The sequence below is a fragment of the Paenibacillus sp. Cedars genome (genome assembly GCF_003184205.1).
Taxonomy (GTDB): domain Bacteria; phylum Bacillota; class Bacilli; order Paenibacillales; family Paenibacillaceae; genus Paenibacillus_AQ; species Paenibacillus_AQ glucanolyticus.
Genome location: NZ_CP020864.1, coordinates 100,140 through 115,158 on the forward strand (window position 1 = coordinate 100,140; position 15,019 = coordinate 115,158).

Consider the following 15,019-nt stretch of genomic DNA (forward strand, 5'->3'; position numbering starts at 1 on the left):
CTCCTAGTTAAAAACAACAGTGCTCAAATCACCATTAGTAGCTCTTATAAAAGTAACTAGGTAATTTCTATTTAGATCAATCATTGAGAGATCTGTTACATCTATATCTAAATCTTTTGAAAAGATTGTATTTTCAACCTTAATGTCTGCATTAATACTTTTGATTTGTCGTATGCTTTGTAACACTTCAGCGCCTGAATAAGCTTCTTTCCCCCCTACATCAAGGGTTGTAAATAATCTTTTATCTTGTTCATTTATTTGTTTAAATGCTTGGAAAGTTTTATTTTGAAGGTCTAAACTATGAACTGCACTTGTAGCTGCTAAAATAAATACGATTAACATCGCGCCAAGCAATATACTTCTTTCTATAGAATCATTCATGATAGCCTCCGATTATTTCCTATCGGCCTTCCTCAGTGAGGAAAGCCGATAAGCTTTAAGGTTTATAACTGCTGGAACACAAGACCTACGATAACGTTATTCTGATCACGGACAACTCGAGAAGAATATTTACCGGATGGATTTACGTAAGTATCCAGTGCAGGATCTTCAGCCGTCGAAATATTTTTATTCTTATCTTTTGGGCCTCCGACAACTGTTCCATCATTTGGATTAAATGTATTCCCGTAGAAAGTTGTTGCTCCTTTACCCGTGGTTACTTGAATACCGAAATGTTCCTGATCCATGTATTGACGAACAGCATTCAATACTTGGGAACCTGACATCGAGGCATTATTATAAGTGTTGTACTCAGTGTTAGAAATTTGAGTTGTAATCGTTGTGATCTTACTTTGACCTTGTTTGGTCGCGTCCTGGGACGACATCGTAAGCATGGCAACAATTGTAATCAACAACACCGTAAAAAAGATACCTGCAGCTATTCGTAACGCTAAATTCGGATTTTCTTCCATTGAAATTCAGTCCCCTTTTAATTAAAATTCATTATTTGATTTGCTACATCCGTAAGCTGTCCAACTGATGTGTACAGCAGAGGAAACACAAGCCAAAACACAATAAGTAATGCACCCGGCACAAAACCAATTATCCGCCCCCATGATGCTTTCTTGCGGATTAAACGTGCAAGACGTTCCTCTTTCTGTTTGGAGTAATACTCTTGCTCCATTTCAAGATCATCGAAGGCTTCAGTGACCGTTATTTTGTCAGCTGCCCTTTCTAATCGCCGGATAATCCTATCAAATGATTCAAATGGTGCTTCTTCACGCAATTCTCGTAAAGCATTTTTTGCACCGCTATCAAAATTTAATAGGCATCTTTGTAAAGCCGGTCTAAATATAATGCTGTAACGCTCCATCCATTCCAATATTGATTCAACAGAAACTCTATCAAATTCTGAAAGTATAGAGATCAAGGCATGAAAAGTATCAACTTCATTCTGCATTTCCATCGATCTCATCTTTCGTTGGAACTGCTGAATCCAAACCGGAATGTAGTAACCAATGATTCCGGCTGTTAAAGCGATAACAAGCTCCCACCAACGGAAGTACTCATTTTGAATTGAAGTGGTTTTCTCCATAATGCGGTTAACCGTGTTATTTAAAGCAATGTCATTGATGCGTCCATCGAAAATTTCAATCACCTTTGCCTGGATCGCCTCTCTTGTATTCTCTTTCACCCCTTTTACATCATTAATAATTGCATTATCGAACGCAGTTAACTCTTTAGCTTTCTGAGCCTCAATTGCACTCATCTGGCCAATGATCTGAAATCGCTCAGAGGTAGGACTAGTGAGTACTTGATTAACAGCATTGGAGTGAAGAAAAAAGCTAAGTACAACTACGCCGATAAAACTTGCCAAACTCACTAATATTCGGTGTATATAGAACCACTCCATTAAGAGAGGTGAGTTTGATTCTTTAAGCAACATATTAAGTCGGTAATGCTTTCGCGTATGTTTCCCAGGAACAAAACGGTCAATGATCCACTTAGCCCATAGCCAACTATAAACTTTCTTCTCCCATTGTTTGCGGCGACTTTTCGCAACATATCTAGCCTCATCAAGTTCACTTAATTTACGAATCATCATATAAGCCAAGACAGAGGCAGCGAAAATAGAAATCAATGCGATGTACCCTATACGGGCTTTATAGAATTCCTTTGTAATCGGAAAATACTTTTCTGCCCATTGAACAATCGGGAATGATAATAATATTGGCGCTAGAGCAATTAATGTCAGTCCGTTAAGCCTGTAGCTTAATTGTTTCCTTCTAAGCAGATCAAAACGTATCTCCTGTACAAATTTGTTTATTGAATTAAGGTACATTGACCCTTTGCTTAAGACCTTATCTCCATACTCCATAACAAGGTGTGATACACCAGCAAATATTTTTAAGTATCTGTTAGGAGCTACAGTGTAGTAGCTTTCAAGTGCTCTCTTTGGATCCTGGGAAGTCAGTATTTCATGGATTCGTTGAGTTTGAAGTTTGACCTCATGGGGTGACCCTTGAGCAGCATCATATATTGCTTCATCCACCAATCCTTTTTCTTGGTAATAATGACGTTCGTCCTCTAGAAACTGAGTAAATTGTTTTAAAAGCTTGTCCTCAACTCGATTCACAAAAATAGTTATCAGGAATCCATTCAAAACAATAGCCAGCATTATTCCGAAAAATACAGCCATTACACTCTTACTTAAGAAAGCCAATAAAAGAAGTGCAACCAGAATGATACCCAAGGTTATAAAAGTAATCCGCATTGTTTCTTTACGAATTGTAAATTCATCGTAAGAGTTTACTGACGAAAGGCGCTTCCTGATCGATTTCACTTGCCCTCGTAAACCAGGAATCTTCATGAACTGTGTATACGATTTCTGATAAAGCACCATTAGCTGCGCATTAGTTGTTTTTTTGGTTGTTCGGCTTGCTGACCACATACTACCCAGGTCTTTTCTCTTCCTTTTTAATTTCAGGTAAGAGTAAAGGTAAAATCCACCTGAGAAAGCCAGAGCTATTCCGCTAATTATTGCAAACCAGAGCCACTTATTCATTTAGAGTAGTCCCCCAATGATCATTTAAAAATTCCTGAAAGGAGGCCCTATCGTCATAAGACATGTTGAACATCATCCGTTCTATTTTCTCCGTTGAAATTGGAGCTACAACTTGATATCCTCCATCTCTAAATTCAATTACATTTGTAGCTTTCCAAAGCTTTCCGTTCTTCCTTCGATATCCTTCTCTTTGCAGCTCATAAAGTGCATCAATTTTACTTTCAAGAGTGTCTCCTTTATTGAAATTCCCACTTTTATCGAACAGCTCCGAATCATATTCCATCGGAGTTATTTCAGTAATTCTTTCAATGAATCGGGATCCGTCCATTTCTCTTCTAAAGTGAATATCCCATTTAACTGCGTGGGCAACTTGTTCTTCTGCAATCTTTTCGTTTTTAAAGACATCCTCTTTGAGAAGCGAGTTTCTTAATGACCATATCAATTCTTTTGTAGAGGTAGCATGATGCGTAAACACTGTAAATAAGCTTGCAACCTGAGACATTTGTATCATCCAGGCAGCAACTTCATCAGTTGCAACCTCCCCAAGAATGTTAACCGACCCATCGGTTTTCTTTTGTAAATCCAATGCTTTTTGGCCTGAAATATGCTTGGTTTCACGAAATGCAATGGAGTTCCGTTCTGGATAAAGTCTTCTGATATGAAGTTCAAATATTAATTCTTGAATCCTCAAATTCCATCTTGCATACATCTCTTTTACTGACGCCATCACCGCAGAAGATTTACCAGATCCTTGTGCTCCAGTGAAAGCAGTAGTTTGAGCACCCTTCATCAAGTATTTGAGCATTTCACGGACAACAACAGCATTTTGAAGTGTGTCTGGAAACAGTTTAGATAAAGTCATGTTAGGTAAATCAAATTTACGAACCCAGAAAGCCCAACTCTCTGAGAATTGAGGTCTTACTACGACAACCCGGGAACCATCTTTCATTTCGTTAACAACATATCCGTTTGTCTCGGTAAGCTGTTCTGAACTATCGTATTTATAGATATTTTGACAGACTCTGATGAGCTCTAATTCCGACTCAAAACCGAGGAAAGATAAATGTATGGATTTACCTTTATAGAATATCCAAACGCTCTGATGTCCTTGATTTGGCTTCTTCATACTGTCCATGAGCTCCAGTTCATTCTCAATAGACTGTAAATTGCTAGGTAATCCAGATACGCCTCCAGACACACCGTCAATTGTCATATCCCTTATTTCATCGATCACACCAAAACCCTTATATCTCTGATAAATTCTTTGAACAACGATATTCAGTTTATCGTGATACGTAAGCTTGCCTTCCTTGTATACTTTGTTATAAATATCTCTAATTTCTTCTCCTGTAATAATGTAGGATTCCGCTGTCCCGTCCTCAATAATGAACTTGGGCCTATCCAACTGGTAATCCTCTATTAATTTTGACAACGCCTTAAAACCATGTTTTTGTTTGTACAGATAGAGCAATACGTCAAAACGATCTTGATCGGTGAGATGGCTTGGGTCATTAAATGGAATAATCCAATTAACATTTGTTTCGTTAACACCATACTCTCGATCAAGTAGGTCATATATATACTGCTTGAGATACACTTTTTCTTGAATATCCCCTGATGTAGCGTTTTTCATAGCATTACGAAGTTCTTCGACGAGCCCTGTTCTTCTTTCAAACTCCTCTCCAGATAACCCCATATCAAGCGGATTGCTGTTTACAAAATCATTGATTCTTTTTTTTACGAATTCAAGAATTTGATCTTGCTGAAATCTTTCGATTTCCAAGTCATCTTTTCTTTTTGGAGTTGCAAAGGGCTTCCGAGTAAGCTTGTAACAAAGAAGGATAATTAAGCTGAAAATGATCAGGACGATTATTGCAAAATTGATTAATGATTCGCCCATTAAGAAGCCCCTCTTTCAATCATCTTGACTTGCGTATTGATACCAACCTCTGTGAGTATATATTTAGCGTTTCTTCTTAAATCTTGTATGAACTGATAGTTTTCATGATTTTTACTGATGTTTCGATTCCTTGATATAAACCCTTTAATATCCCCATCATTAAGGTGATCTTTAAAAGAGGTATTGTAAGGCAACGTTAGAATTGGTCCTTTATATGAATATTTGTTAGCAATATTTCTGACTTTATATTTAGACTCAGGATCGTATTGCCCGACGAGTAAAACATGAGGTTTCCGCAATAGTGCTTTGGGCAAACTTTCTTTATCTTTAAAGAACTTATCTAAAACGTGAATATTCTGATTTACACAAACTACAATCAGATCGGAATCCTCAAGCAACGTATTAGTAACAGGGCTATTCGATCCACTATGAACGTCTAATAAGACAAGGTCATAATACTCCTTCGCTCCGTTATAGATAATCCGCATAATTTCATTTGCATTATCAAACTGACTTTTATCTGATTTTTCACTGCCTCTAAGCAGATCTAACCTGTCTCGTTCGATAAATAAAGCATTGTTCTTAACAGTATCTCTTTCAATTTTCCCTGCACGAACAGCTCTTTCTAAACCATCCAGTCCAGTACCAGACATATTGTAAAACTCCGGATTCCCTCGGTTAATCGATTTCTTAAAGGAACTCTCAAGCGTGTTGTCGGACCATTGAGGCTGAGAGCATAAAGTTCTAATCTGATAATCCATACCAATTATAGAAGCTAACGCAGCTGTGTTACTTGTTACACCCAAACCATGCTGAATTCCCCAAAAAGCAATTTGCCCCATATTATTTTCTCCTTTCAGCTTGTTTCCAAAGGACATTGGTTTCTTTAGAATTAGAATCAAGGATTTTACCTGCTACAGACTTGATAACCTCTTTAAAAGGTCCTGATAATCCCTTCAATTTCACTGAGCTCGAATATTGATTGCTTATTTTTCGAGTCAAATCTCGTTCATCTGGGTAAAAAATTAATGTTTCTTCCCAGTGAATAGGGAACTTGTCCATAAGATCATTAATGTAATCCTCATTCAGCGTGCCATGGACTTCATAAATAATCTTCGTAACTGGTACTAATTCGGAAGCAAGTTTTTCATGAAAGAAGGATTCTGTAAGTTTCAAGTTTCTCTGAATTACTGGATTCTCATAGGAAGTGATCAAGTACAACGAATCGGCATTTGGCCAATTCTTTAATGACTGTTCCTTTTCAATGTCTACAAGCACGATGTCATAATCGTGCTTATTTAATATGGATTCTAAATCACTATATTTGTTCAGGCCTTCAGCCACATCAAAATAATCATATTGTTGAATGGCTTCACACATCTCAACCTTGGGATAGGCAAATTCATATCTTTTTGTGAGAGTGTAATCAGCTATTAGAACTTTTTTATCAAGTGAAATGAGCTTCGCTATATAGAATAATAGATCCGTTTTATCAAGATCCCCGATGAAGAGTACCTGTCTCATGTCATCCTCCTTACTCCGTTACCGGAACGCTTTCGATAGTATCTGAGAATACTGCTTCAGAGTCTTGCTGTGTTTGCGGTTGATCTAGCAGCGAATTTCCGCTAACTGGAGGGGTTTGACTTTCTTGTACGTTAATTTGATCCTCTTTTTTATTTCCGTTTAGCCCATTAAGATAATTTTGCCGTTCTCTATCTGTCATTGCTTCAAGATCGCTTTCTAGTTTTTGACGGTATCTACGCTCAAGTTCTGTTTTAGCAACCTCAACTATATTTGGATCAGATTCGATCAGATCAAGCACGGCTTCATTGGCTGGATAAGTGACAACTGCTTTATTCTGCATATAAGGATCCACGTAGCTAAGCGCATAAATGGAAGCATCGTTGATATAGGCATCTACAATCGCACTCGACATAGTGAGAATTTCTTTCTCATTCATTTCATACCAGACGGTCCCGTTCGCCAGATCCTTGACTTTCTTTTTAGAAAGAACAATGTAATCCTGTCCCGTAGGGAATTTCACACGAACATCTACATATTCTTCTTTTCCCAGTTTGCTTGGTAGTTCAATAAGACGAAACTCCTGATTCCTCAAATCATCTGGCGTAACACCTTCTTCAAATAGCATGGCTTCTGTGATAGGTGTGTTTTTCTTGAGATTGATTTTTGTGTACTTTCCAACAATGTCATTTGCTCTCATAACATTGTCCGGCACAGCACTTTTGGGAATATTTATCGTTACTAGATCCGATTCATGTAGAATATCACCCGCTGAATAATCATTAGCAGCTACTTCTACTGCGATCGTTTCCTCCTCTAATTGCTTCTTCACATAATCACGCTCCTGCTCAATCACGAGCTTTTCACTTTCATTTCTTTTTTCAATGTGATTAAAATAGAAAAATCCGAAAGTAAAACAGATCAACAATACCGCAGCTCCACCGATTGAGGCCGCAAGCAGTAATTGTTTTTGGCGAAATCTTATCCTTGACATGTTTCTTCTCCCTTCTGAACTCAAGCCCACCGTTATTCATCTTGGAAGAACGACTGCATCTTTTTCTTAAGAACCGATAATCGTTGATGCTGATGCAGCTTTAACATATCTTCCAATGTCGAATTTACAACCTTGTCCCTTCTATAAGGATCCGGTTGAAAAGGTATGGCGTGAATTTTTCGCTTTGGCAGTTTTTTTCTTATATCTTCAATCGTCTGCTTTGTGGCCAAAGGAACACACAATTTCCATCTGCTTTGATCCAGGTGTATCTGCTCCTCAAAGAATGTGATGACATCTTTTTGCTTCCACTCACTTCCTGACCCAATGACGATGGATATATTAGCTCGTAAGAATTCCTCATAGCAGTAACTATTTTGATAAGCGCCCATATCGAGAATGATGAAAGCATAATTCCCTGGATGGTATTGATAAAGCTTTAGGTCCGTGACATTCTTGACATATCTTACTCCGTCGATTGTAAATGTTGGATTTTTGAGTATTGTTGGATTTTCAACACCTTCATAGGCAGCTTCAATTTCTACAAAATCATTTGAATCATTTGCCTCTATCAGGAGAACAGGATAATTTTCATTCGCTAAATAGTTTGCAATCATAACCGAGGTATGCGTGCATCCTACGCCAGGCTTCACGCCGATTACAGCAATGACTGCCGTTCCAACAAATCTTTCCTTTTTTCGTTTATTGCCATTACGCAATATGGGGGCAAAATCAATATCATCTGTTCGAAATACATCTGTGCTTTTTTTCTTCTGACTCTCAATGATCAACCGTTTCTTTTCTTCAATTTTCCCGAAGAGCTTAGAGCTAGTCTCGGAGAGTTGTCTCCCTATTCCCCTAGCCTTTTCCCCAATCAAAAATGCCGGTTGGTTATCCTGCTCAAATTCATCTGCTTCTATATTCTTCTCTTCGTTATTAGGAGCGGGTGTTCTCTCTATTTCTTCAGGTGACTCAAACAAGTCATTTATTTCGCTTTCCGGATTGTAATCAACGTCCTGGTTTACCACCGCCATCTGTTCCGGAACAGGGACGGGGAATTTATGTCCTAATGCCTCTAAAAGTCGGAGCTCCACGATACCTGGCTCTAGGTCCATATAATTCAAACAGGTGACACCTTCATCGTGCAGGTTAGAAATTAACTCATCATCATCACGATGATAAACCAACAAAATTGATGAACCTGGTCGATCAGAGCGTACTTTTTTAATCAGACGAATAAATGCTTCATCCGACCTTATTACATTTTCCATAAAAATAACTACATTCGCTTCGATGGATTCCCACTGAGGTATAAAGAAGTCTAAAGAATCGATTGTCCTTACTATTTTTCCGACCTCACTTAGCTCATCAGAAAGCCATTCTGCTTCATCCCGATCCGGGGTAGCTAAGAATATGCGATTCATTTCAACCCCCTGATTAAGTTTGTATATTAATTAATAAATATATCAATATATAAGTATTGAAGAAGGATATTTCATCCAAGATTGTAGTATTGCTTTCCTTCATCTTTAAAAAAGAAGAAGTTGGTTTTAATGTCCTTCTCAGTATCATATAAATCCTTATCGGTAATAAACCAGACCAAATTAGTAATGCCTTCTTGTAGCAGAAGCTTTTGTGCTAATACCGCTTTATCGTCTGAGGATAGCAACAGGACTAAAATCCCCCCATCTTCTCCTCCACTGATATAACTTTTATAGAACTGCGCCTGGTACCTAAGTGTTTTTAGCCACTTCTCATCATCTCGATGAACCACCAAATAGAATATTATTTTCTTATTAGCCGGTGTTTGAAGTATGTAACGAGCCATTGGTATTTGCTGGTCATCTTCTAATTTCAATATCGGGTGGAATTCAAAATGAATCATATTGAAGTTTTCACGAAGTTGGATGTACAGCTCGTTTGTTACGATGTATTTCATTCGATACAGCATCGTAGTGGGGCGAGTTGCACGCGGATCTCTGTTTCCTAAGGCTATTCCGTACCTATACTTCAAGATATCAGCACCACTAGCTCCGAGTTCGTAAAAACTTTGCCGATTTTCGGAAGGGCTTGAGTAGGTTTTCCACTGAATACGTCTAATCAGCCCATACTTTAGTAATTTCCGAACCCTCTTTTTCACCGTTTCGTCTCGCTCTGCTTCTCCAAAGAAAATCTGTTGTAGTTGTATCAAAGTTATCCAACGGTGAACGAATAAAAATTTGACGATTTCAATATCCCTGTCTGTAATCCAACCATTTTTTATTTTTTCTTCGATGAAATAAAACTCATGTCTTGTTAACTGATCCATCCCGGTGATGTACGCATATGGATCATCCCATACAGGTTTAGGTTGGAGTGCCATCTCTCCCGTTGTATTTATCAACGGAGACACTTGAATTTCCATAACACACTCCCCTTAATAAATTTCATGAGGAAACTTACAGATTCTTGCTTTTATCCGCCTTCTCTCAGCATCGATGCTCTTTATCTTAACACTTACATGTTTTCCGATTAATTGTCCATGTGATGGCAACCTCTTCGGAAACCATGAAAGTACTTCAATGCCTGGAGCGATTTTTACAAAAATCCCAACATTTTCGACTACCCCTGTTATCTCACCAGCATAAAAATTATCGACTCCAAAATTTTCTCGAACACGATTCCATGGATCCTCTAATAATTCTTTTCGAGATACTTTTACTTGTTGATTCTCTCGATCGATCTCTATAATTTTCACAGTGAGAGATGTTCCCAATGGAACTAGGTTTTTAGCGGAGGGTGTCCAATCATATTCGTAATCCTGTATTGCAAGTACACATGATACCCCTTTAACCAAAATATATAATCGGCTCTCTTCCCAACCCGATACTGTACCCGTAACAACATGACCCTCTTCTGCAGTCTCCCAAAATTCTTCCTGCAATTCTTCAATTGCTTGAACACGTGAAAGCAAGACAATTCCCTTTTCTTCATCGAATACTTGATATTGATTAGGATCCAATCCCATCTTTTGAACATCCAATACCATAAAATCAATTCGATGATCAATAAAGCCGACTAGTGAACGAAATTTATGCTTATCAAACTGATCTTCGAAAATCAATCCCTTTAGACCGTTATTTAATCGGACAAGTGCACATTCCATTTTTTTGCCATGTGGTTCATGAACCTCGACTCCACTTACCGTGCCCTGGTGAATTTGTTTACGTCGAAGAGAAGTACGATACTCTTGCATAGGATTGGACGATAGTGCCTGAAAAGTCGTCATGCTGATTCCTCCTTAACTTTTAAATAAAGTGTACAGTTACGATCCGTCAAAAACCGGAATCCTATTAACTCCACTTCTCGACGTTTTCTGTCTATTACATGGATTGCTCTTCGTTTAAACATTTGATTAAATAGTCCCTCCTCAAGTTCAGAAGACCAAACTACTTTATATAGTCCGCCTTTGGGTAGATGTCCAGATAAATCAATACTGATTTGAATTGAGAAGTTGCTTGTTCTTATATTGCTAGTCTCTGCTTTCACTCCTAATTCCTGAGCTGCTACCCTTACCATCGGGTTTTTATTAGACCATTCCTCCAACAGTTGAGGATTTATCATATTAACCGTTTTAACAAATGCGTAGACTGGGACTGATTCATTCATCATTAGACAATTGTTATAGAACGATTCTATTTTCTCCACGTTACAATGAGGATGTGTCAGAACAAATTCCAATTCTTTTATAAGATGCTCATCAAACAATCTAAAACTCCTTTCTATAAGTACTCCTTTCTACACAATCATATTAATCTATTATTTAATATATATATTAATATACAACTATTAATCAAAAAAATGAAGGACTATTATTTCACCCTCTTTAGATGGCTACCTTTCTCTTTAAATATCCGTTTTTTGGATTTTTTCACAAGTTGAATTTCTAACTGGGGAAATCCATATCGGTCTGAATTTTGTACCACATCATACTGCAGCCCATCGTACAAAATAAACGAGTCTCCGTCGAAGGATTCACCTTGCTGGATTTGTTCTAATACATATTCAATAATTTCTCTTGAATTAGGTAATTCTGCTGTAATGGTGATTTCCGGTAGATTATATAATTGCTGAATTCCTCTGGTTAATAATTTATATGGTTCATCAGTCACGGGATTATTGATTGTAATGATTTTTATTTCATCATTTGATGGGAAAACGATTTTTGCAAGCTTCTCTTCTGGGTAAATCTCAAATTGTATTATGTGACCATTGAACTTCCAAATCTGATTGATATCAAAATCAAGCGAGTACATTTTATCAAATATTGAATGAAATAACTCCTCGTAATTACTTGTTACATTATCTAAATAAATATCAGGATAACCATAATGGTGAAGTCCATGGGTCCGAACATATATAATATTTCCTGCTAAATCGGTAGTAGTAACAGGTCTGATTGAAGGATCAAAAAAATGATACATATATCACCTACTCCTCCCCAATAAATTTCATCTTATATAATTATAGTATCAACCTTCAGTTCCACAAAATATTTTCAAGAACCTCTGTATTTATTTATTTGAGTTGGGTACAATGTACTAGATAGTTAATCTTTTTGTACTGTAATAACATTGGTTTTGAGGAAATATACACCCTTTGATTACGCTAATAGATATATGTTATTTACTTATATTGTGTGTTAATATATATAATAGTAACTTGAAAGGCTCGGTGAAATAATAATGACCTTTTCCTTTGATTTATCGTCACAATTAAAGCCTTATTTAGAAACAATGATTTCCAACTTACCCAATGCTCCAAAATTAGTTATGCAATCATTGTCAAAAAAGGATTACAACAAAGAAGATTTATCGCTTGAAAGCAGAGTCCGCCGCGGAGAACTAAACTATGCTTTAATTTGGATTGAAGCGCTTGGTTTTGTACAGTATAATGCTAGTGGTCGTCAGAAACTTTATAGTCTTACACCATTGGGTATCAAGGTATATGAAGAATTCAACGATTTGTTTCACACTCTAAACGAAGAGCAATAAAGAGTAGCAGACGGATTACTCCGTCTTGCTACTCTTTTTTTCATTGCGGGATATTTGAGCATCGTTTTTGATTTGCTGCGCTAGTTTTAATGCCTTGTCGTCTATGCTTGCCGGTCTAAAGGTTACTCCTCGTGGTGATACTATACTCCCGCCCTCTTCCCCATTTGATAAATTTTCAACAAGATGGCTACTATTGTTTACTGAATCCTGTTCATCCCATAGAGGGCTTCGAACTGTTGTAGGCTCATTAATTTCTGTCTTGGTCTCAATTTCACGAACATTTGTATGAAGTTCTTTGCGATGTTGAGCTTTCTTCTTAATATTTTCCAATTTATCATTATTATCCTTAGTTTCTATATCGTCCATTTCCCCCTCCTTTTTTTCATTTTCAACCGTTATAGTTTCTTGGTCATCTTCAACCTCTTCATTAATTTCATCTTCTCCCTTAACCTCAAGTGGAGTGAACAATACTTTAGGAAGCGGGTAGATTAATCCAATGACAGGGTCTAATCTGACATTATTATGTACTCCCCTAAAGAGACATTCCGCCGGATCCCCGGTTTCCGGATTATAACCCTTTAGGCTAAGAATTTCTTTTGGCATAACCGTAAACCTTTTCTCTTCTTTGATTTGGGTTTTAAACCCTGTTGTAGACATTTCATCGGTTCCACTACTCTGGCCAATCTTATATTCCTCTCCTATCATCTCTGAATAGTATTTTGCATCATTTGGATCGAGACCAGCCATTATAAACTTCTGGACAGCATTCTGTTTTACCATTGCGCCTAGACGCTTACTTACATCATCGAGTTGTTCATTACCCTGATGGATTACATTTACAAATACTTCAAACTCCCTTGCCATTTCCATGAATGTTGAGAACTCTTCATCCGCAAACATTTCAACTTCATCAATAGTCAATTGATGTGGCCGTACATTGCCATCCATATTTCTTCTGAACGTACTCGCACGCATAAGATTTAGAAATAAACGCCCTGCAGTATATGTTAGAGTTTGAAGTGTTCCATACGCTCCATTGAAAAGGATGATCTCTCCATTCTTCATTGCTTCATCTATGCTGAAAGTTGACTTTCCACAGAACATCTTTTGAATATATTTGTTCGACGTCAATTCAGAAAGATAATCATACAAGTTTGAATACGTCTGCATTGCATGCTCTTGCATTTTCGGAGATCCAGCCATATTACGCGTATATTCTCTAAGCAATGCAACTTGGCCTTCTTTACCGAGCAGTGTTATTTCGTGAAGCACTTCTACTCTAAAATCATCATTGATGGGTTGAATCAATCTGTCTAGTTCATTGTATGTTACTTCATTTCCGTAAACTAACTTTAAAGCTTTAACACCGACACGAAAGAGCTGTGTGGCGCGGCTTTTAAAGTAAATTTGTGCATCTGGACCTAGATATGCATGAAATGCTGCAACATTTCGCTCGATCATCGGTTCAATATCTTCACTCTCTGGGACAAAGAACGGATTAAGACAATCTGAATTAACAATTAATGGATCCAACCTATAATATTTTCTTCCGATACGATCCAAAAAATTAGCCATTCGTTTTATCAAACTACCTTTAGGATCTATAACTGTGCTTCCGATGTAATCATTTAAAAGATCCTGTGTAATTAAGTTGGTTGCAAATAAGGTTTTACCGGCACCCGTTCCGGCAATTATTTGCCCGTGTTGTGCCCTGTCGGAACGGTTTAGCTTCATGAGTTGACTTTGCCTTTCTTTCGTTGGACGAGTATAAAAGAGTTCTAATTCACATTGCTCCGAATAGTATCTGAGATGGCTTAAGCAGCCAGGTGTATTTAAATCAATACTGTCTAGCTCATTAATTTCTTCCCAAGAAAATTTATTCTCCGGTTTCTCCTCTCCCCTCTTCATCTCATAATGACTATTAGAAGTTTTCTTGTGTTCCTTTCGAGGTTTATTTTCTTCAGCTGCAGCAGACAGTTTACTGAATATTGTAGAACTGACTCTAATACGTAATGTGTAATATAAAGTAGTGAAAATGGTTAAGATGAATAGTACAAGAGCAATCAAAAGCCCTATTTTTCTATCCGTATAAGCAAGTATCAATTGACCGATTGCAAGAATGCTTAGTGCATTAAGAAAGGTCTGAACAAGAGGTTTAGCATACTGATTTTGATATAGAGCCGGACACGAATATATCGAGTGACCCAAAAAACATGCTAGTATGATCGGAATTGCTCTATATACTACTGGATCATCTACTCCATAAATTACATCCTGATATTTACCAACCAACCATAAAAAAATAAATAAGAGCAGGATTAATAGTGAAAAAGCTTGGATGTTCCAGATAGCGTTCTTGTTAGCAGGGTCTAATGTAAACCTCCGGATTGCAATGTAAATATTCTTGAAAATAAAAGCCACCATATGCCCTATTGCTGAGAATATTCCTCCGATTACCATTCCTATATACTTCAATATGACACCACCCTGATTCTTGTATATTATTTAATTAATATATTACAATAAAAAAGCCATAAATCTATCATACATTTCTATTTTTCTTTTAATTG

Annotated in this window: 14 protein-coding genes; 1 reads left to right on the top strand and 13 read right to left on the bottom strand. The window is 37.3% G+C overall.

Features of this window, described 5'->3' with window-relative positions; all coding sequences use genetic code 11:
• Nucleotides 1-3: 3 nt before the first annotated feature.
• The 12 genes from B9D94_RS00480 to B9D94_RS00535 all read right to left on the bottom strand — a co-directional run bounded on the left by B9D94_RS00480 (nucleotide 4) and on the right by B9D94_RS00535 (nucleotide 11,879).
• Nucleotides 4-381: a hypothetical protein gene (locus tag B9D94_RS00480; RefSeq protein WP_119851390.1), complete on the bottom strand. Its 378-nt coding sequence runs from the start codon at nucleotides 379-381 to the stop codon at nucleotides 4-6.
• A gap of 62 nt (nucleotides 382-443) precedes the next feature.
• On the bottom strand, nucleotides 444-911 hold the full coding sequence (locus B9D94_RS00485; RefSeq protein ID WP_119851391.1) for an ABC transporter permease: 468 nt from the start codon (nucleotides 909-911) through the stop codon (nucleotides 444-446).
• A gap of 17 nt (nucleotides 912-928) precedes the next feature.
• Nucleotides 929-3,004: a hypothetical protein gene (locus tag B9D94_RS00490; RefSeq protein WP_119851392.1), complete on the bottom strand. Its 2,076-nt coding sequence runs from the start codon at nucleotides 3,002-3,004 to the stop codon at nucleotides 929-931.
• A complete protein-coding gene (locus B9D94_RS00495; RefSeq protein WP_119851393.1) occupies nucleotides 2,997-4,904 on the bottom strand; it encodes a Flp pilus assembly complex ATPase component TadA in 1,908 nt (635 codons plus the stop codon). The genes B9D94_RS00490 and B9D94_RS00495 overlap by 8 nt, the downstream gene beginning before the upstream one ends.
• A complete protein-coding gene (locus B9D94_RS00500; protein ID WP_119851394.1) occupies nucleotides 4,904-5,746 on the bottom strand; it encodes a P-loop NTPase family protein in 843 nt (280 codons plus the stop codon). Before B9D94_RS00500 ends, B9D94_RS00495 begins: the two co-directional genes overlap by 1 nt.
• A gap of 1 nt (nucleotide 5,747) precedes the next feature.
• Complete coding sequence (locus B9D94_RS00505) at nucleotides 5,748-6,428, bottom strand: hypothetical protein (RefSeq protein ID WP_119851395.1); 681 nt, start codon at nucleotides 6,426-6,428, stop codon at nucleotides 5,748-5,750.
• Between the two features lie 10 nt (nucleotides 6,429-6,438).
• Entirely contained in the window at nucleotides 6,439-7,419 is a 981-nt protein-coding gene (locus B9D94_RS00510) for an SAF domain-containing protein (protein ID WP_119851396.1), read from the bottom strand.
• A 32-nt stretch (nucleotides 7,420-7,451) separates the two neighbouring features.
• Nucleotides 7,452-8,840, bottom strand: a complete 1,389-nt coding sequence (locus B9D94_RS31235; RefSeq protein WP_208652662.1) for a P-loop NTPase family protein — start codon at nucleotides 8,838-8,840, stop codon at nucleotides 7,452-7,454.
• A 71-nt stretch (nucleotides 8,841-8,911) separates the two neighbouring features.
• Complete coding sequence (locus B9D94_RS00520) at nucleotides 8,912-9,820, bottom strand: replication-relaxation family protein (protein WP_148246122.1); 909 nt, start codon at nucleotides 9,818-9,820, stop codon at nucleotides 8,912-8,914.
• Nucleotides 9,821-9,832: 12 nt separating this feature from the next.
• Nucleotides 9,833-10,684: a hypothetical protein gene (locus B9D94_RS00525; protein WP_148246123.1), complete on the bottom strand. Its 852-nt coding sequence runs from the start codon at nucleotides 10,682-10,684 to the stop codon at nucleotides 9,833-9,835.
• Nucleotides 10,681-11,163, bottom strand: a complete 483-nt coding sequence (locus B9D94_RS00530; protein WP_148246124.1) for a hypothetical protein — start codon at nucleotides 11,161-11,163, stop codon at nucleotides 10,681-10,683. Before B9D94_RS00530 ends, B9D94_RS00525 begins: the two co-directional genes overlap by 4 nt.
• A gap of 104 nt (nucleotides 11,164-11,267) precedes the next feature.
• On the bottom strand, nucleotides 11,268-11,879 hold the full coding sequence (locus B9D94_RS00535; RefSeq protein ID WP_148246125.1) for a hypothetical protein: 612 nt from the start codon (nucleotides 11,877-11,879) through the stop codon (nucleotides 11,268-11,270).
• Between the two features lie 261 nt (nucleotides 11,880-12,140).
• Between B9D94_RS00535 and B9D94_RS00540 the strand changes: the two genes are divergently transcribed.
• On the top strand, nucleotides 12,141-12,449 hold the full coding sequence (locus tag B9D94_RS00540) for a hypothetical protein (protein WP_119851401.1): 309 nt from the start codon (nucleotides 12,141-12,143) through the stop codon (nucleotides 12,447-12,449).
• 15 nt (nucleotides 12,450-12,464) lie between these two features.
• Here B9D94_RS00540 and B9D94_RS00545 read toward each other — a convergent pair whose 3' ends face one another.
• Nucleotides 12,465-14,924, bottom strand: coding sequence for a type IV secretory system conjugative DNA transfer family protein (locus tag B9D94_RS00545; protein ID WP_253805978.1), 2,460 nt, complete (start codon nucleotides 14,922-14,924; stop codon nucleotides 12,465-12,467).
• Nucleotides 14,925-15,019 lie beyond the last annotated feature (95 nt).